Raw genomic sequence first — 17,283 nt, 5'->3', positions numbered from 1 at the left:
CGCATTACGCGCGCGGCTTGCCGCCCTGCTCGCGCCACGCCCGCGGCGACATCGCGAACCGCTCGCGAAACACGCGGCTGAAATGCGACATGTCGTTGAAGCCCCAGCGCAACGCGACGTCGGACACGCGCAGCGCCGCGCACTGCGGATTCGCGAGATCCTGCGCGCACCGTTCGAGCCGCAGGTTCCACACGTAACGCATCAGCGACGTCTCCTCGGCCTCGAACAGCTTGTTGATGTACCGCGACGAAATCCCGATCGACTGCTCGATCAGCATCGGGTTCAGCTCCGGGTCGTGCAGGTGCTCGAGCACATGCCGCTTCACGCGCGTCAGCGTCAACGCCTTCATCCTCGACTGCGCGAGGTCGTTGCGCTGCATGCCCCCCAGCGTCATCGCGATCAGCGAGATCGCGGTATCCGACAACTGCCGCATCTCGTCCTCGGTCACGCTGCGGATCTGCGACGACATCTGCTCGAGAAACGCACGCATGACGCTGCCGACGCCGTCCCCGGTTTGCGTCGGGCACGCCGTACGGTGCTCCATCCCGACGACGAGCTGGTTCAGGGTCGCGCGGGGAATGCTGACGACGATCTCGCGCCACGACTGGCCGAACTGCAGGTGGTGAGGCCGTGTCGCGTCGTAGATCGCGAAATCCCCGGGGTGCAGCGTGACGATCTTGCCGTCCTGCTCGACCGACTGGCTGCCCTCGAGCATCAAGACCCCGAAATACTTGTCCTCGTACTCGCTGCGCGCCTGGCGATAACGCCGGATCACGGCCTGCTCGCTCGCGTGGATTTCCGAAATTCGCATCTTTTCGCACTTGCGCTGCCGCACCCGGCCGAAGAAATCGGCTTTCTGCACGGCGGCGATCTGCACGTCCGCGAACAGGCGCAGAATCGTCTCGCGCCAGAATTCGATACGCTGGCTAACCGAGCCGTCGATCGGCACCTCGATGGCCGCGTTCGTCCGTTCGTCCAGCGGGCTGCCGGACGCCGGACCGGGCGCGTCGCCGCTTGCGGCGCGCGGGAGAGGACGCATCGTCATGATCGTGCCCTACAGGGGTTGGCAAACACGCAACCGATAGCGTGCCCGTTCAAAAGCGCCTTGTCTAATCGATGACCGCGCACGCCGCGCTGCCGGTCGAACCGGCACGCGGCGCGGCGGCCGCGCGCTACCGCGCCGGGCATGTCATGCGTACGTCGTCCGACGCCAGTCGGACGACTGTTCATACGCATACGCCACGCGGTAGAGCGTCGCTTCGTCGAAACGGCGCCCGACCAGTTGCAGCCCGATCGGCAGGTCGTCGGCGACCCCGCACGGCAGCGACATCGCCGGATGCCCGGACACGTCGAACGGCGCGGTATTCGCGAGCATCTCGAACGCCCGCGTCAGCGACTCGGACATCGCGCAACCGGGCGCCGGCAGCTTCGACGCGCGCATCGGCACGGTCGGCATCAGCAATACGTCATACGACTGCAGCGCCGCGTCGTAAGCCGATCGCAAGCGCCGCGCGAGGTTCTGGCTCTTCGCGTAGTAGCGCCCGCGATACCGGCTCGTGAAATATTCGCCGAGCAGCATCGTCACCTTCACGGTATCCGGCAACTCGTCGGCGCGCTCGCGCCAGCCCGCGTGGTGATCGATCATGCCGGTCACGTACAGGCCGCCCCAGTTGAAACCGTGGCTGTTGCCCTTCATCATCTGCTGCGTCGCCCCCTCGGCCGCGATCGGCAGCCAGATCGCGGTGCCGGCCGCATGCAGCGGCACCGACACTTCGTCGACGCGCGCGCCGAGCTTGTGCAACCGGTACGCGGCGGCCCGCACGGCCTCGTCGACCACGTTCTCCGAATTCGCGAGCCCGAACGCCTCGCGCAGGATGCCGATCCGCAGTCCCGCGATGCCGTCGCGGATCGCGCCGAGATAATCGGCGCGCGGCGGCAGCGCCCGCTGGCGCGGATCGAGCCCGTCGTCGCCCGCGATCACGTCGAGCAGCAGCGCGTTGTCGAGCACGTTGCCCGTCATCGGTCCCAGATGATCGACGGTCGCCTCGATCGGCATCGCGCCGGTATACGGCACGAGCCCGTGCGTCGGCTTCATCCCGTAGATGCCGCAATAGGCGGACGGGATCCGGACCGAGCCGCCCTGGTCGCCGCCGAGCGCCATGTCGACCTCGCCGCTCGCAACGAGCGCGCCGCTGCCCGACGACGAGCCGCCGGACGAGTGCCCTGCCTTGCGCGGATTGTGCACCGGCCCCGACGCGCTCGTGTGCGAGCCGCCGGAAAAGCAGTAGTACTCGCAGGTCGACTTGCCGGCGATCGTGCCGCCGGCGTCGAGCACCCGCGTGACGACGGTCGCATCGACGTCGGGCACGTAGCCCTCGAACGTGGTCGAGCCATTGCGCATCGGCACGCCGGCGACGCAGATGTTGTCTTTCACGACCACCGTCTTGCCGCGCAGCTTGCCGTCGGCGGCGCCGTGGATCGTGCTCTTGCGCGCCCACGCGCCGTAACGGTTCTCGTCGCCTTCCGGGCGGTAGCCGGGCGTGCGCGGATACGCGACGACGGGCAGATAGTCGGGCAGCGCGTCGATCGCATCGTAGGCGTCGAAGTTCGCCTGCAGCGCATCGTCGTAGTCGGCGAGTTGGCGGGAATCGAGATGAAAGCCGAAGCCGGCTGCAATATCGGACAGTTGTTCGCGAGTCGGGCGTTTGATGGCCATCGACGTTCTCCAGTTCGGTAAGCGGCACCGCCGGCCCCGGCGGTGCCGGCGGGATTCAGCGGGCGATGGCGACGGCGTCGCGCATCATCCCGGTGCGCGGATGGCAGTTCACGTATTCGTAGACCTGATGCTTCGCGTCGAAGACGGAAACCTCGTGATACAGCCGCAGTTTCGACAACCCGGTGACGACGCGGAAGAAGGTGACGAAGATCCGCAGGTGCGTCGGATGGGATTCGGCCCATCGTTCGAGGCGGTCGAGCGAGCGCCAGTGGCCGATGTTGTAGCTCTCGTCGAGCACGTTGCCGTCGAGATCGATCGAGCGCACGTAGCGGTTGCTGTAGCAGCCGACGTCCGTGCCGTTGTCGCGCAGGAAGTCCATTCCGCTGCGCAGCGTCGGCTCGATCTCCTCGAGATACAGCCGGCGCTCGTCGCGCTCGGCCGCGCGCCAGTCCTGGCCGGAGCGAATCAGCGCGATGTTGTCGTGCGCCAGCACGACCACGCGGCCGCCGCGGGCCGGATCGCCCTCGACGATGCGCAACTCGCCGTCCGCGCGCATCCAGTCCGTCTGCGAGATCGGGAACCGGTCGCGCATCGATCCCCAGTAACCGTGCTCCTCGATCTCGCCGCTGACGCCATCCATGATCGCGCCGACGCCGGGGAAATCGTTCGTGAATGCGTAGAGCGTCTCGAACTGCTCGGCGCGCGGCGCGACGATTTCCCGGAAGTAGCCGATGCCGTCCGCGAGGCGCGCGTCGGAGGTCCACCATTCGACGAGTGCCGGCGACGCGATCCAGCGCGCATACGCGGCCGGATCGCGCCAGTAGCCGACGGCGATCAGGTTCTCGTAACCCTGGTCGTCGGTGTGTTGCGTCAGATCGAAGTTGTTCGGGCCGTCCTGCACGCCGAAATCGGCGACGATCCGGCGCAACGCGGCCAGCGCCGCCGCGCGCTTGTCGGCGCCGCTGTATTGCACGCCGAAATAGCCCATCACGACCTGGCTCAGGTCTTCGGCGGCCCGGGCGACGTACATCGGGAACGGCGGCTGGTAGTCATCGGCGACGCGGCGCGACAGCGTCCGCGGGCAGACCAGGTGTTTGTCGATGGCGGATTCCATGCATGACCTCTCTGGAAAGGGAATCGGGTGTCGAGGTATCGACGTTGGGGACACGGAGCGACATGCACCGGGCGTATCCCGGCGCATGCGGCCGGTCAGAAGATGTGCGCGTAGCGCAGGCCCGCGAGCACACTGTTCTTCGGGCCGTTGCGCACGCTCAGGTCGGTGCCGAGCTGGATTTGCACCTGATCGGACTTCGTCACGAATTTCGCCGCGGTGAGCCGCAGGCGCGTCGTGCGAAGCGCGTCGTTGTTGTCCGCACCGTCGACGCTCGTTTCACCGCCCCAGAGCTGGGTGATGCCGACCGCGAGCGACGTGCCCGGATCGGGCATGTAACGCACCATCGCCTGTGCGCTGTAGCTCATTCGCTGATGCAGCGTCGCGCCGCTCGCGCCGTACGACGTGTTGTTGCCGTACCAGATCGCGTCGCCGACGAGATCGAGCGCCCACTGCGGCGAAAAGTGCTTGATGTAGGCCGCCTGGAAATCGAGCGACCAGCGGTTGGCGCCGAGATTGAGACCGCGGTTCTGGTCGTAGCTCCCGGTCGGCGCGTAGACGTAGACCGTCGCGGCGACGACGTCCTTCGCGTCGTTGAGGCGGAATTTCAACGGCGCGGTCAGGATCACGTCGCCGACACCGTTCGTACTGCCAAGCGCGCCGGCGTTGCCGAAGCTGCTGATGTGACCGAACGGCAGCAACACCTGCGGATCGATCGTGAGCCTGTCGGTGAGCTGGAACACGTGCAGCAGGCGGGCGATGCCGACATTCGACTGCAGGTCGAAATCCGACGTCCGGTGGCCGTTCGCGTAGTACGCGTTCGTCGCGGAATAGTTGTAGTACAGCACGCCGATCGTCGCGCCGGCCGGATACTGCTCGTAGTCGCCGGGATCGACCTCGACCGCGCCCGCGTAATGCGATGCGACGGCGATCAGCGACAAACCGATCCAGCGCGCGATTCGCTTCAGTTTCATTCTGTTGACGTTGTCCATCATGCTCCTCACCTGGTGGCGCAGACACCGCCACGCTCGACGCACGACGAACGGGAACCGTCGCCGGATGGTGGAATCGCGGGGTGCTGGCTGACTGTTGTTCCGCCGGTCCATCGGGGATGCCGGCGATTCGCGACATCGAACGGCCGTCGCTTGAGGATGAGAATAGGAAGGCAAAATCCGCAGTTCTGTTTTCCGGCGGAACAAGAAATTGGCTGTGGCGGACCTGCGCTTCCGATGTCATGCAGCGGTCGCAAAACGTGCGCTGGCTGCCACGGTTTTCGTGTCGGGTGCCCCGCCCATTGCCGCCCATTGCCGCCCATCGCCGTGCATCCGTGCGCGCCGGCCCCACGCCGCGCCACGGGGCCGTCTCAGCATAGTTTCCGATCCGTGCCGGCAAAGAACCGTGCTTTTTCTCTTCTTACCCTGCTCGTCGAGCGTGACCGACACCACGCGGCCCCCGCCAGGGCCGTCCCGACGCCGTGGCGGCGGTCAACCCGAACCACCACAAGGAGCCCCCACGATGAGTACGACCCCTTCCGCGGAAACGGTCTCGACGCCCGGCGAACGTGCCTGGGCGCTGTTTCGCGTGATGAAAGAGAAGAACCTGATTCCCGACGGCTATATCGAAGGCCTGACCGAGCTGATGTCCACAACCTGGGATCCGGCCAACGGCGCGCGCATCGTCGCGCGTGCGTGGGTCGACCCGGCGTTTCGCGAACTGCTGCTGAAGGACGGCACGGCCGCATGCGCGCAATTCGGCTACACCGGCCCGCAGGGCGAATACATCGTCGCGCTCGAAGACACGCCCACGCTGAAGAACGTGATCGTCTGCAGCCTGTGCTCATGCACGAACTGGCCGGTCCTCGGGCTGCCGCCCGAGTGGTACAAGGGCTTCGAATATCGTGCGCGACTCGTCCGCGAGGGCCGCACTGTGCTGCGCGAACTCGGCACCGACCTGCCCGACGACGTCGTCGTGAAGGTCTGGGATACGACCGCCGAGACCCGCTATCTCGTGCTGCCCGCGCGGCCGGCCGGCAGCGAGCAGATGAGCGAGGAACAACTGCGCACGCTCGTCACGAAGGACGTGCTGATCGGCGTGGCGCTGCCGCGCGCGCACTGACTCGCCCCCCGTTTCGCTTTCGTCCTTCATCTCGGAGATCACATATGGACGGCTTTCACGACCTCGGCGGCTTCCAGGGTTTCGGCCCGGTGCCGCATACGATCAACAGTCTGGGCTACAAGCCGGTCTTCAAGGAAGACTGGGAACATCTCGCGTACAGCCTGATGTTCGTCGGCGTGGACCAACTGAAAAAATTCAGCGTCGACGAGGTACGTCACGCGGTAGAACGCATCGATGTACGCCAGCATGTCGGCACGCGCTACTACGAGCGCTACGTGATCGCGACGGCGACATTGCTCGTCGAAACCGGCGTGCTCACGCAGGATGAACTCGACCGCGCGCTCGGTTCGCATTTCCGGCTCGCGAACCCGCCGACATCCGGCGGCCGCGCGGCTCCGCCCGACTCGACGCGGTTCGAGGTCGGCGAGCGTGTCGTCGTTCGCGACGAATACGTCAGCGGACACATCCGCGCGCCGGGCTACGTTCGCGGCAAGGAAGGCGTCGTGCTGCACCGGACGACCGAATCGTGGCCCTTCCCGGACGCGATCGGCCACGGCGACACCGGCGCCGCGCATCAGCCGACCTACCATGTCGAGTTCCGCGTGAAGGATCTGTGGGGCGACGCCGCCGACGACGGCTACGTCGTGGTCGACCTGTTCGAAGGCTACCTGGATCGCGCGTCCGGGCCGAGCGCATGACGACGCCGGGGACGCCAGGCGCGCCGGCCGCCCCCGGCCCGAGGATTCCGGTCACCGTGCTGTCCGGCTTCCTCGGCGCCGGGAAGACGACGTTGCTGAACCACATCCTGCGCAATCGCGCAGGACTGAAGGTCGCCGTGATCGTCAACGACATGAGCGAAGTGAACATCGACGCCGACGACGTGCGGCGCAACGTCGAGCTGCATCGAGGCGAGGACGAACTGGTCGAGATGAGCAACGGCTGCATCTGCTGCACGCTGCGCGCCGACCTGCTCGAGCAGATCAGCACGCTCGCGCGGCAGCGCCGCTTCGATTATCTGCTGATCGAATCGACCGGCATCTCGGAGCCGATGCCGGTCGCGGAGACGTTTGCGTTTCTCGATCGGGACGGTTTCAGCCTGAGCGAGCTGGCACGGCTGGACACGCTCGTCACGGTGGTCGACGGCGAGACGTTCGAGGACATGATCGCGTCGGCCGAACCGGTCGCGCACGACGCGGCGCTCGCGAACGACGGCCATTCCGGCCCGCCGCGCAAGCTGTCGGACCTGCTGCTCGAGCAAGTCGAATACGCGAACGTGATCCTCGTGAGCCGTCTCGACCGGATCGGCCATGCGGGTTTCGACCGGCTGCGCGCGATGCTTGCGTCGCTGAATCCGGCTGCGCGAATCCTGCCGATGCAGCACGGCAAGGTCGATCCGTCGGACGTGCTGGATACCCGGCGCTTCGATCTGCCGGCGCTGGTCGAATCGCCGGGATGGATGCAGCGCATGCAGATCGACGAACGCCCGTCGGAATCGGATGCGTACGGGATCGCGTCGTGGACCTATCGCGAACGTGCGCCGTTTCATCCGGCGCGCCTGCTCGCCTGGCTGCGTCGTCCGTGGGACAACGGCCGGCTGCTGCGCTGCAAGGGTTATGTCTGGGCTGCGCACCGGTATACCGACATCGCCATGCTCGTGCAGACGGGCGGCGCGTTCCAGTGGGGTTACGTCGGGCGATGGTGGCGATTCATCCCGCAGTCGGACTGGCCGCTCGACGACTATCGCCGCGACGGCGTGCTGAAGAAATGGGAGGAGCCGGCAGGGGATTGTCGGCAGGAAATCGTGTTCATCGGGCAGTCGGTCGATCACGACCGGTTGCGTCGCGAACTCGATGCGTGCCTGCTGACGGTCGAGGAAATCGACGCGGGCCCGGAATCGTGGCTGCGGCTTCCGGAAGCCGACGTGTTCGACGCGCTCGCGGCGGCCGCCCGTCCGTGACGTGAGACGCGATGCCTTCGGTTGCAACGCCTGCGTCCAACGACTTTCGAGCGCCGGTGAGCGCTGTGCCCGGTTCGGCGTTACCCGAATCCCGGCAGCCGCGCCGAGGGCAGTTTTCTTCAATACCGGCACGCGCGGCTTCTTTAGTCTCGATGCGACTTTGACATTCGCATGGAGGCAATCAATGAGCATGCTGGTTTCGATGGCCGCGTTCGCGCTGGCGTCCTCGATCACGCCCGGTCCCGTCAACATCGTCGCGCTCAGCGCGGGCGCGCGCCACGGTCTCGGCGCAAGCCTGCGGTATGCGGCCGGCGCGACGCTCGGCTTCGTCGCGCTGTTCCTGCTGATCGGCCTCGGGCTGCACGCCGCGCTCGCGCGCTGGCCGATGCTGACGACGGCCACGCAGTGGTCGGGAATCGCGTTCCTGCTCTACCTGGCGCTGCGGCTCGCGCTCGACGACGGCCGGCTGTCGGCCGACCCGGACGTGGCCGGCCCGTCGGCGGCGGCCGGCGCCGCGATGCAGTGGCTCAATCCGAAGGCATGGCTCGCGTGCGTGGCCGCGATGGGCGCGTACGCGGCCGATGGCGACCGTGCACAGGTCTGGCAATTCGCCGCGCTGTATCTGGTGATCTGCTTCGCGTCGATCGCCTGCTGGGCGTACGCGGGCGCGTCGCTGCGGCACCGGCTCGCGAACGCGCGGCGCATGCGCGTGTTCAACCGGTTGATGGCGCTGCTGCTCGCGGGCAGCGCGCTGTTCCTGCTCGACGTGTAGCCGCGCCGCCGGTCAGCGCATCGCGCTGCGGTACTGTCCGGGCGTCGCGGCCGCGATGCGCCGGAACGCGCGCTGGAAATGGGCCTGGTCGGCAAAACCGGCGTCGAGCGCGACTTCGGCGATCGGCCGGCCGCGGCGCAGCTCGGTACGGCCGTACTGGACACGGCGATCGATCAGGAACGCGTGCGGCGTCATCCCGTAGCGCGCGTTGAACGCGCGGATCAGGTACGACGGCGACAGGTCGGCGGCCGCGCAGATCGCATCGAGCGTCACGCCCTCGCGGCAATGTGCCGCGATGTAGTCGGCCGCGCGCGCGAGCTTGGCGTTGTCGTCGCCCGGCCGCGGGTCGGGCGGCTCGCGATCGAGCGCGCCGTGCAGTTGCGTGAAGAATTCGACCGCCGCGCTTTCCTTGCCGAGCGGATCGCCGGAAGGCGACACGAGCGTGCGATAGAAACCGCCAAATTGCGCGAACAGGTCACTCCGTTCCGTCAATTTCGGCGAAAACCCGCGAAAGTCGCCATTCGGATCACGGCCCAGCGCATGCTGCAGCCGCGTGAGCCACGGCACGTCGACATAGACCATCCGGTACGCCCACGCGTCGGGGCCGTACGGGTTGCACGCATGCACCTGTTCCGGATCGATGATGACGAGCACGCCGCGCCCGACGTGCGCGCGCGTCGCGCCGTTCACGTAGGTACTCGTGCCGCCGACGATCGCGCCCACCGAAAACGTGTCGTGCGTATGTTTCGCGTAACAGATCTCGCGGCCGTCGTCGACGGTGCGCGCTTCGATGAACGGCAGCGCCGCATCGCGCCAGAACGGCGACGGATCGATGGATCGGTTGGCGGTACGGCTCACGCGGCGGGCTCCCGGTTCGGACGGCGAACGCTCACCGTACAAGACTGTGCGGCGCCGCGCAACCTGTGCCCGCCTGCAGGATTCGCGGCGGCAAACAAAAACGAACGGGCTGCCGTCAAACGTGCATTGTGCCCACGGAAATTCCCGTGGGCACAACCCTGCCTCAGCCGACGCCTCGACACTGACGAAGACACGGCTCCCACATGCCCGCGCTTCGCCCGGTGTCGACACGCATTTCCCGTTGCTCCCGCGCTCGAGTCGAGCGGATGAGATCAGGCCGGAACGTAGATCTTCGGATCCCACCAGTAGTAGCCGAACAGTTCCTGCTTCTGCCCGCCGACGAGCTTGTAAAGCGCGAAGCAAACGCCGAAATACTCGGTGCCGCTGTTCCTGACCGACGAGTCGAAGGTCGCGAACGTGAGCTGCTTCTGCTTGGCCGGGAGGCCATTTCGGGTATGCGATTCCGGATCGGGTTCCACCGCACCGTTGCGGACGACCGTGTTGCAGTTGAACTGGTTGAACACCTGATCACCCTTGTAGTGCTTGATGTCGTAGATGATCACGGCGTCGTCGGAGTTGTCGTAGATCGACACGCCGGTGAACATGATGCGGTCACGCGGGTAGGCGGTGATTTCCAGGTCGGCCGTACCCTGCCCCTTGATGCCGCGCGCGCCGGTGCAAATCATGAACTGGCCATTGTGAGCGATGCCCGTCGGACTGCCCGGGTTCTGGCTCGGAGTCGGGTACGTTCTCTTGACCCATTCCGTGTCGATAACCACGATGATGTTGATGTCCTGCGCGCTTGATGCAAGGGTGACTTCGGAAGCCATGGTTAACCTCCAATCATTCAACGTTGGTAATTGAAATCCGACGACACGTCATTAGTGCGTCACGATCAATATCCTTATTTTGACCGGAACAATCAATTACAACCAATTACACGATAACGATCATTGCAACCCACATTCAATAATCCAATTTCCGGTAGCAGGAAAATCACAAAAATCAATTACAGCCAATTACACAAGTCGAAGCGCACCCGCGCCCTGCTCACAAACAATATCGCGCGAACACGTAATTGAAGGATCACACCATCCCCGCCAGCACGTTGATTCCACGACCTCGCCAGAACCACCTCCCGCCCCTAAATAAATAAAATACGCGCCACTAAAATAGATCCCCCATCAAACCTGACAGGTACAAATATGAATATAAATTGACGATACTGAAAGAGCGCATCGCCGATGCGCCATTCGCACCAAACGGGCAATTGACCTACCACGGAGGCATTCCAATGAAAGTCGACCTGGACAGCATCAACCTGGAAAAGACCGCTCAATTCATTCACGTTCTTGCGGTTATCGACACGCATTATGTCAAGGCACATTATCCCAACCCGAGCAGGAACGCATCCGCCCCGACGGCCATCACCAGCAATGCCGCGTTCATGCTCAGCAGCCGCCTGCCGGGCGTGAGCAGTTCGGAAGGAACGGGCACGCTGGGCCTGAAGCTGCAGGTTCACGACAGCGTATCCCTGATGGGGACTTCGCTATCCGACAACTCGGGCGATGCGGCGGTGATCTACGACGTGCGGCACTTCTCGGGGGATCGGGTCTTCAGCCGGTTTGCCGTGCACAACATCGTCGAGGCCGACGCACCGAGCGCCGCGGAGACGCCCGACGTCATCGCGATCTCGGCGCAATCCCAGGCGTTTCAAAGCCTCAATGCCGTAGCAGGTTCTTCCGGATCCGAGAACCTCGGTGCGTGTTTCGCACTTTATACGCGGGATCAAAACAAGAAGACGTTGTTCGGCTACTTCTTCTGGACCTGGCAAGCCACCGCCAGTTGAGGCAAGCGCCCCGGCCACTCGCTCCGAAGCCGGACGGAGGCGATCCAGCCGGCAAGTCTTGCACGGCGCCTGACCGGGCGCCGCCCCTTTCCGCGACAGAACCCGAATGGAGCACCACGTATGACAGCCGATCTTGGAAGCATCAATCTCGACCCGACCGCGCAGCAAATCGACATCCTGGCCGTAATCGACACGGAATACATCAAGACGAGGTACCCGAATCCGAGCAAGCAGCCCGGGGCACCGACCGCCATCGACCATCGCGCCGTACGCCTGCTTTACACCGGGGCACGCGGTGGGGCGATCGGAAATGGCGCCGCTGAATCACGTCTGACGCTGTTACCGGGCGACACCGTTTCACTCAGGGCGGTGTCCCTCTATGGGAACGCGGACGAGGCCGTGCTCGTTTATCAGGTTTCGCACCTCTTCGGCCAGCAGGTTTTCAACCAGTTCACGCAGGACTTCCTTGAAGTGACGGCCGTGCAGCTGAACCCTGAAACGTCCGACGGCCTGCCGCCGCTGAAGAAGTCGCACACTTTCGTCAGCATCGGTGCCAAGGCACGAACGAGCGGGATAGAAACGCTTGGCGCCTGCTTCGGACTCTATACGCTGGAACGAAGTACACAGGAGCTGGTGGGATACTACTGGTGGGACTGGTTCGTCATGTGCTCGTGATATTTGCCTGCCATTGGCGTGCTTCGCAAAGGCTGCGAGCAAGGGGCACGAGACGGACCGGCGGCATCCGCGACATCCGCCAGCGTCGGCTGTGGCGCCGATCCATCCGCACCGGATGCACACATGCCGCCATCGCAGCCCGCAAACGCGTCATTGGCGGGGTTCCCCGCGGGCGAAGCACGCGCGCGATCCCGGTCTCGCGCTCAGCCAACCTGAGCCGACCGGGATCGCGCGCACCCGCGACTCACGAACGGGCAGCGCTTCACGTCCGCATCCGGAGTGTATGCGTCAACGCCGCCGCCCCACGGGCGGGATGGCCTGTTGCTCGAAATTCTCCTAAGCTTTGAGTTTCGTCCGCCGCGGCACACGCGGCGGTTCCCGTTCACTCCTCTCCCGTCACGCTCATGCACATCGATCTGAAAGGCAAGACCGCGGTCGTCACCGCTTCCACCGCCGGCATCGGGCTCGCGATCGCCGAAGGGCTCGCGCGCGCCGGTGCGCGCGTCGTCGTCAACGGCCGCAGCGACGCGTCGGTGCAATCGGCGCTCGCGCAACTGCGCGCGGCAGTGCCCGGCGCAAGCTTCGAGGGCGTCGCCGCCGACCTGTCCGACGCAGCCGGCGTCGCGCGCATCACGCAGCACACGCCCGAGGCCGACATCCTCGTCAACAATGCGGGCATCTACGGCCTGAAGGCGTTCTTCGAGATCGACGACGCCGAGTGGGAACATTACTTCCAGATGAACGTGATGTCCGGCGTGCGGCTCGCACGGCATTACCTGAAGGGGATGATCGAACGCAATGCCGGGCGCGTCGTGTTCATTTCGTCGGAATCGGGCCTGAACATCCCGGTCGACATGATTCATTACGGGTTCACGAAAACCGCGCAACTGTCGATCGCGCGCGGCCTCGCGAAGCTCGCGGCCGGCACCAGCGTCACCGTCAATTCGGTCCTGCCGGGGCCGACGATGTCGGACGGCGTGCGCGCGATGCTGAAGGAAACGGCCGACGCATCCGGCCGCAGCGTCGACGACGTGGCCGTGGAGTTCGTGCGCAATCACCGCTCGAGCTCGATCATCCAGCGGCCCGCGACGCCCGAGGAAGTCGCGAACCTGGTGGTCTACGTGTGCTCGCCGCAGGCTTCGGCGACGACCGGCGCCGCGCTGCGTGTCGATGGCGGCGTGGTCGATACGATTGCGTAACGGCCGGCGCCCGCGGGCCGCCGCGCACTAGCGCGAAGCGGCCTTGCCCGGCTGGAGCGCGCCCTTGCGATCGGCGTCCATGCAGGTGTCGAAGCCGTACTGCGTGACGACGCCGGCCTTGTCGAACACGACGAAGTACGTCCGGTGATCGTTGCCGTGCTCGATGAAGTAGTTGTAGCAGACGCCGCTGCCGTTGCGGACCATCCAGACGCTGCGCGGGTTGCCGGCCGCGCGGACGACATCGGCGCGCGTCGCGCCGTGCCGCGACGCGGCCCGCGCGAGCGGCGTGCGCGAATACGAGAACGGCAGCCACGCGTCGAACCAGGCGCAACCGTGCAACATCAGGCAGCCTGCGGCCAGAGACAGCATCGCTGCGGGACGGGACATCGGAATCAATCGCATGCTTGGGAAAATCTGCTGCGCCATGCCGGCGTGATCGAAAGCCCCATGCTACTCGACCTTTGGGTCCGGATCGAAAAGAAATGTAGAGATCTTTATACGAACCCCTGCAGGTCATGCCCGCGCGCAAGCCCGGTCGTTGCGGCCCGCGCATGCTTGTACGCGCATCGAACCCGCCGCGCCGATGCGTCAAATCGGCACAACGTCGCGCATCGTCACGCGATCCACTCGGCCCACAGCATCGTCAGCACCGTCATCAGCGCGGGGCCGACGAACAGCCCGATCAGGCCGAACGTCTCGGCGCCGCCGAGGATGCCGAACAGCACCAGCAGGAACGGCAGCCGCGTCGAGCCGCCGATCAGCACCGGCCGCACGAAATGCTCGGCGACGAACACGACGACGAAACCGAGCACGGCCACCACGACGGCCCACACCGTCGCACCCTGCACGAACAACCAGAGCGCCGCGCCGCAGAACACGATCGGCGCGCAGAACGGCAGCATCGCGGCAATCGCCGTGACGAGGCCGAGCAGCGCCGCGTGCGGGACGCCGGCCAACGCATACGCGATGCCGAGCAGCGCACCCTCGCCGAGCCCGACGACGACGAGCCCCGTCACGGTGCCGTACACGGCCTTGACCATTCGGTCGATCAGTTCCGCGCCGTTGTGCCCGAACGCGCGCCGCGCGCCCTGCAGCAATGCGCCCGACAGCTTGTGGCCCGCGCGCAGGATCACGAACAGCGTGACGAGCATGAAGCCGAATTCGAGCAGCACATGCGCGACCTTCGTGCCGAACTGCCGCCCGTACGCGAGGAATTTCTCGCTGCTGACGCCGTGCATCGCGCTGGCCGCATGCAGCGGATGGCCGAGATTGGCCTGCCACCATTCGGTGATCTGCGCCGAGCCGTAAGGCAGCCGGCTGACGACGTCCGGCAACGGAATGCCGCTGTCCTGGACCGACTTCAACCACTCGCGCAGGTCGTGCGCCTGCCCGATCGCCTGGATGGTCGCGACAGCGACCGGCAGCACGACGAGCAACGAGATCGCGGCCGTGATGACGGTCGCGATCAGCGTAGGCCGGTCACGGAACAGCCGATGCGATTCGAAGCGTTTGAGCAGCGGCCACATCGCGATGGCGATCACGCAGGCCCATGCGATGGCGGGAATGAAGTCGCGGATGATCCACAGCGCGAGCACCAGCAGCGCCGCATACAGCAGGACGCGGGCAATCTGCTGCGCGCGCGGCCGTGCGGCGGAATCGGGAGACGACGGGACATGTGCGCCCATGGCACCTCTGTCGAAATGAAAAATGGCGGTTCGCGCAGGCAACCGGCCTGCATGAACCGCCATTCTATCCATCGGCGCCGGATCGGCGACGCGCAATATGCGCGCGCCGTGTCGTGAAGGCGGCTCAGGCCGCCTTGTCGGCGATCCGGTAACGCTCGAGCCAGTGCGCGTATGGCGCGGGCAGCGTCCACGACGGACGCTCGACGCCGAGCTGCTTGGCCGCGTAGTACGGCCAGTGCGGATCGGCCAGATGCGCGCGGCCGACCATCACGAGATCGAGCTGCGCGTCGGCCACCACGCGGTTCGCCAGTTGCGGCGTGTCGATCCCCCATGCGGACGACACCGGCAGCCCGACCTCGCGGCGCACGCGCTCGGCGATCGGCGCGAGGAACGCCGGGCCCCATGGAATCTGCGCGGCGGGTGTCGAGAAGCCGACCGACACGCTCAGCATGTCGAGCCCTTCCCGCTTCATCCGCTGCGTGAGCGCGATCGACTCGGCGAGCGTCTCTTCGTCACGGCCGTCGTATTCGATCACGCCAAGGCGCGCGGTCAACGGCAGGTGCTCGGGCCAGACCTTGCGCACGGCCGCGAGCGTGTCGACGAGGAAGCGGCCGCGATTCTCCGCCGAGCCGCCATATTCGTCGGTACGGTGGTTCGAATGCACCGAGAAGAAGCTCTGGCCCAGGTAACCGTGCGCGAAGTGCAGTTCGAGCCACTCGAAGCCGAGATCGCGCGCACGCTTCGCCGATGCGACGAAATCGGCCTGCACGCGGGCGATATCGTCGTGCGTCATTTCACGCGGCACTTTCGGCAGGTGCGCGCCGAACGGCACGGCCGACGGTGCGATGGTCTGCCAGCCGCGCGGATCGCCGTCGGCGATATGGTCGTCGCCTTCCCACGGACGGTTCGCGCTCGCCTTGCGGCCCGCATGCGCGATCTGGATGCCGGGTACCGAGCCAGCCGCCTTGATCGCCGCGACGGACGGCGCGAACGCTTCGGCCTGCGCATCGTTCCACAGCCCCGCGCAGCCCGGCGTGATGCGCCCTTCCGGCGACACGGCCGTCGCCTCCGCGATCACGAGACCCGCGCCGCCGCGCGCGATGCCGGCCAGATGCACGTGATGCCAGTCGTTGACGACGCCGTCTTCGGCGACGTACTGGCACATCGGCGGCACCGCGATACGGTTGCGCAGCGTGACATCCTTGAGTTTGAACGGTTCGAACAGGGCAGACATCCACGACTCCTTTGCTTGGTTCTGCAAAACGACAGGGAACGCGCCGCGCGATGCGCACGGCGGAACGATACGGGCCGTCGGCGGGCCGGCCGTGCCCGGCGACGAAACGGGAACGGCGCCGGGCCGGCCGGCGCCATGCGGTCAGCGGCGGCCGAGCTTGGCGAGCAATGCCTCGGCAGCGGGCGCCGACGACGCGGGGTTCTGCCCCGTGATCAGCAGCCCGTCGGTGACGACGTGCGGCGCCCAGTCGGCGCTGCGCTCGAATTCCGCGCCGTTGGTCTTCAGCATGTCCTCGACGAGGAACGGCACGACTTCCGTCAGCCCGACGGCCGCTTCCTCGCTGTTGGTGAAACCCGTCGCGCGCTTGCCGCGCACCACCGATTCGCCGGTCTGCGGGTTCTTCACGTGGCGCAGCACGCCCGGCGCGTGGCAGACGGCCGCGACCGGCTTGCCGGCGGCGAGCGCGTGCTCGATCAGGCCGATCGAATGCAGATCCTCGGCGAGATCCCACAGCGGGCCGTGGCCGCCCGGGTAGAACACGGCGTCGTAGTCGTCCACCGACACGTCGGTCAGCTTGTGCGTCGACGCGAGCTGCGCCTTGGCTGCCGCATCGGCGTCGAAGCGGCGCGTGGCGTCGGTCTGCGCGGACGGATCGCTGCTTTTCGGGTCGAGCGGCGGTTGGCCGCCCTTCGGCGATGCGAGCGTCAGTTCGACGCCCGCATCCTTGAACGCGTAGTACGGCGCGGCCAGTTCCTCGAGCCAGAAGCCGGTCTTCTTGCCGGTGTCGCCGAGCGTGTCGTGCGAGGTCAGGACAACCAGAATCTTCATGATCGGACACTCCTTCGAAAATGAACGGGGGAACAGGGCCGCGCAACCGGCGATGGCCGGTCGGCGCGGTACGCCTGTCGGTTAGTCAGCGCTGGCGCGTCATCGTGCGATCGATCGCGCCGAATACCACGCCTCTATTAGACCAGTCGTCTAGAAATGGGCCAAATAAAACGACGGCGTCTCGCCGCATGGACAGCATCGCAGCACGAAATGGCATTTTCGCGTCCGTGTCGTCCACGCCCGAATACGTCGTCGCATTCATGAGGACGGATGATAGGCCGGAT

Annotated in this window: 17 protein-coding genes and 1 pseudogene; 7 read left to right on the top strand and 11 right to left on the bottom strand. The window is 66.0% G+C overall.

The genetic code is table 11. The features are described from left to right. Positions 1-4: 4 nt before the first annotated feature. From AC0KUR_RS21210 to AC0KUR_RS21195, 4 genes are all read right to left on the bottom strand, one after another. Entirely contained in the window at positions 5-1,045 is a 1,041-nt protein-coding gene (locus tag AC0KUR_RS21210) for an AraC-like ligand-binding domain-containing protein (RefSeq protein WP_319001333.1), read from the bottom strand. A 144-nt stretch (positions 1,046-1,189) separates the two neighbouring features. Further along, complete coding sequence (locus tag AC0KUR_RS21205) at positions 1,190-2,716, bottom strand: amidase (RefSeq protein ID WP_034191484.1); 1,527 nt, start codon at positions 2,714-2,716, stop codon at positions 1,190-1,192. A 55-nt stretch (positions 2,717-2,771) separates the two neighbouring features. After that, the gene (oxdA, locus tag AC0KUR_RS21200; RefSeq protein ID WP_473376389.1) at positions 2,772-3,830 is read right to left on the bottom strand and encodes an aliphatic aldoxime dehydratase; all 1,059 of its coding nucleotides are present in this window, start codon (positions 3,828-3,830) and stop codon (positions 2,772-2,774) included. Between the two features lie 95 nt (positions 3,831-3,925). After that, entirely contained in the window at positions 3,926-4,822 is an 897-nt protein-coding gene (locus tag AC0KUR_RS21195) for a transporter (RefSeq protein ID WP_034191486.1), read from the bottom strand. Positions 4,823-5,342: 520 nt separating this feature from the next. Between AC0KUR_RS21195 and nthA the strand changes: the two genes are divergently transcribed. From nthA to AC0KUR_RS21175, 4 genes are all read left to right on the top strand, one after another. Next, a complete protein-coding gene (gene nthA, locus AC0KUR_RS21190) occupies positions 5,343-5,942 on the top strand; it encodes a nitrile hydratase subunit alpha (RefSeq protein ID WP_473376388.1) in 600 nt (199 codons plus the stop codon). A gap of 44 nt (positions 5,943-5,986) precedes the next feature. Further along, positions 5,987-6,640, top strand: a complete 654-nt coding sequence (gene nthB, locus AC0KUR_RS21185) for a nitrile hydratase subunit beta (RefSeq protein ID WP_034191488.1) — start codon at positions 5,987-5,989, stop codon at positions 6,638-6,640. Then, complete coding sequence (locus AC0KUR_RS21180) at positions 6,637-7,899, top strand: GTP-binding protein (RefSeq protein ID WP_175027976.1); 1,263 nt, start codon at positions 6,637-6,639, stop codon at positions 7,897-7,899. Before nthB ends, AC0KUR_RS21180 begins: the two co-directional genes overlap by 4 nt. Before the next feature lie 184 nt (positions 7,900-8,083). Beyond that, complete coding sequence (locus AC0KUR_RS21175; protein ID WP_049031615.1) at positions 8,084-8,671, top strand: LysE family translocator; 588 nt, start codon at positions 8,084-8,086, stop codon at positions 8,669-8,671. Positions 8,672-8,683: 12 nt separating this feature from the next. On the opposite strand, the gene AC0KUR_RS21170 is transcribed toward AC0KUR_RS21175, so the two are convergent. From AC0KUR_RS21170 to AC0KUR_RS21160, 3 genes and pseudogenes are all read right to left on the bottom strand, one after another. Continuing rightward, positions 8,684-9,529 carry an AraC family transcriptional regulator gene (locus tag AC0KUR_RS21170; RefSeq protein ID WP_473376387.1) on the bottom strand — a complete coding sequence of 282 codons (846 nt, stop codon included), beginning with the start codon at positions 9,527-9,529 and terminating at the stop codon, positions 8,684-8,686. A gap of 272 nt (positions 9,530-9,801) precedes the next feature. Then, positions 9,802-10,359 (bottom strand): inclusion body family protein, encoded by a 558-nt coding sequence (locus AC0KUR_RS21165; protein ID WP_034191491.1) that lies wholly within the window; start codon positions 10,357-10,359, stop codon positions 9,802-9,804. A gap of 256 nt (positions 10,360-10,615) precedes the next feature. Next, a pseudogene (locus tag AC0KUR_RS21160) lies at positions 10,616-10,684 on the bottom strand (hypothetical protein); the annotation flags it as partial. Positions 10,685-10,745: 61 nt separating this feature from the next. Here AC0KUR_RS21160 and AC0KUR_RS21155 point away from each other — a divergent pair. The 3 genes from AC0KUR_RS21155 (at position 10,746) to AC0KUR_RS21145 (ending at position 13,252) form a co-directional block, all read left to right on the top strand. After that, positions 10,746-11,378 (top strand): AidA/PixA family protein, encoded by a 633-nt coding sequence (locus AC0KUR_RS21155; RefSeq protein ID WP_473376386.1) that lies wholly within the window; start codon positions 10,746-10,748, stop codon positions 11,376-11,378. A gap of 120 nt (positions 11,379-11,498) precedes the next feature. Next, positions 11,499-12,053 carry an inclusion body family protein gene (locus AC0KUR_RS21150; RefSeq protein WP_034191493.1) on the top strand — a complete coding sequence of 185 codons (555 nt, stop codon included), beginning with the start codon at positions 11,499-11,501 and terminating at the stop codon, positions 12,051-12,053. A 404-nt stretch (positions 12,054-12,457) separates the two neighbouring features. Continuing rightward, a complete protein-coding gene (locus tag AC0KUR_RS21145; protein WP_049029691.1) occupies positions 12,458-13,252 on the top strand; it encodes an SDR family NAD(P)-dependent oxidoreductase in 795 nt (264 codons plus the stop codon). A 27-nt stretch (positions 13,253-13,279) separates the two neighbouring features. Here AC0KUR_RS21145 and AC0KUR_RS21140 read toward each other — a convergent pair whose 3' ends face one another. The 4 genes from AC0KUR_RS21140 to AC0KUR_RS21125 all read right to left on the bottom strand — a co-directional run bounded on the left by AC0KUR_RS21140 (position 13,280) and on the right by AC0KUR_RS21125 (position 16,999). Further along, complete coding sequence (locus AC0KUR_RS21140; protein WP_034191495.1) at positions 13,280-13,654, bottom strand: hypothetical protein; 375 nt, start codon at positions 13,652-13,654, stop codon at positions 13,280-13,282. Between the two features lie 212 nt (positions 13,655-13,866). Further along, on the bottom strand, positions 13,867-14,937 hold the full coding sequence (locus AC0KUR_RS21135) for an AI-2E family transporter (RefSeq protein WP_473376385.1): 1,071 nt from the start codon (positions 14,935-14,937) through the stop codon (positions 13,867-13,869). Between the two features lie 124 nt (positions 14,938-15,061). Next, on the bottom strand, positions 15,062-16,171 hold the full coding sequence (locus AC0KUR_RS21130; protein WP_124608385.1) for an NADH:flavin oxidoreductase/NADH oxidase: 1,110 nt from the start codon (positions 16,169-16,171) through the stop codon (positions 15,062-15,064). A gap of 141 nt (positions 16,172-16,312) precedes the next feature. Next, on the bottom strand, positions 16,313-16,999 hold the full coding sequence (locus AC0KUR_RS21125; RefSeq protein WP_034191498.1) for a type 1 glutamine amidotransferase domain-containing protein: 687 nt from the start codon (positions 16,997-16,999) through the stop codon (positions 16,313-16,315). Positions 17,000-17,283 lie beyond the last annotated feature (284 nt).

The sequence above is a fragment of the Burkholderia sp. YHN3-13 genome, assembly GCF_055810675.1.
Note: the sequence above shows the minus strand (reverse complement) of the source record. Positions and strands in the feature narration are given on the sequence as shown.

Excerpts from the sequence above, each read along its gene's own strand:
- nthA (WP_473376388.1), top strand. The coding sequence starts at position 5,343 with ATGAGTACGACCCCTTCCGCGGAAACGGTCTCGACGCCCGGCGAACGT.
- oxdA (WP_473376389.1), bottom strand. The coding sequence starts at position 3,830 with ATGGAATCCGCCATCGACAAACACCTGGTCTGCCCGCGGACGCTGTCG.
- AC0KUR_RS21175 (WP_049031615.1), top strand. The coding sequence starts at position 8,084 with ATGAGCATGCTGGTTTCGATGGCCGCGTTCGCGCTGGCGTCCTCGATC.
- AC0KUR_RS21130 (WP_124608385.1), bottom strand. The coding sequence starts at position 16,171 with ATGTCTGCCCTGTTCGAACCGTTCAAACTCAAGGATGTCACGCTGCGC.
- nthB (WP_034191488.1), top strand. The coding sequence starts at position 5,987 with ATGGACGGCTTTCACGACCTCGGCGGCTTCCAGGGTTTCGGCCCGGTG.
- AC0KUR_RS21145 (WP_049029691.1), top strand. The coding sequence starts at position 12,458 with ATGCACATCGATCTGAAAGGCAAGACCGCGGTCGTCACCGCTTCCACC.
- AC0KUR_RS21140 (WP_034191495.1), bottom strand. The coding sequence starts at position 13,654 with ATGCGATTGATTCCGATGTCCCGTCCCGCAGCGATGCTGTCTCTGGCC.
- AC0KUR_RS21150 (WP_034191493.1), top strand. The coding sequence starts at position 11,499 with ATGACAGCCGATCTTGGAAGCATCAATCTCGACCCGACCGCGCAGCAA.
- AC0KUR_RS21195 (WP_034191486.1), bottom strand. The coding sequence starts at position 4,822 with ATGATGGACAACGTCAACAGAATGAAACTGAAGCGAATCGCGCGCTGG.
- AC0KUR_RS21205 (WP_034191484.1), bottom strand. The coding sequence starts at position 2,716 with ATGGCCATCAAACGCCCGACTCGCGAACAACTGTCCGATATTGCAGCC.
- AC0KUR_RS21135 (WP_473376385.1), bottom strand. The coding sequence starts at position 14,937 with ATGGGCGCACATGTCCCGTCGTCTCCCGATTCCGCCGCACGGCCGCGC.
- AC0KUR_RS21125 (WP_034191498.1), bottom strand. The coding sequence starts at position 16,999 with ATGAAGATTCTGGTTGTCCTGACCTCGCACGACACGCTCGGCGACACC.
- AC0KUR_RS21210 (WP_319001333.1), bottom strand. The coding sequence starts at position 1,045 with ATGACGATGCGTCCTCTCCCGCGCGCCGCAAGCGGCGACGCGCCCGGT.
- AC0KUR_RS21165 (WP_034191491.1), bottom strand. The coding sequence starts at position 10,359 with ATGGCTTCCGAAGTCACCCTTGCATCAAGCGCGCAGGACATCAACATC.
- AC0KUR_RS21180 (WP_175027976.1), top strand. The coding sequence starts at position 6,637 with ATGACGACGCCGGGGACGCCAGGCGCGCCGGCCGCCCCCGGCCCGAGG.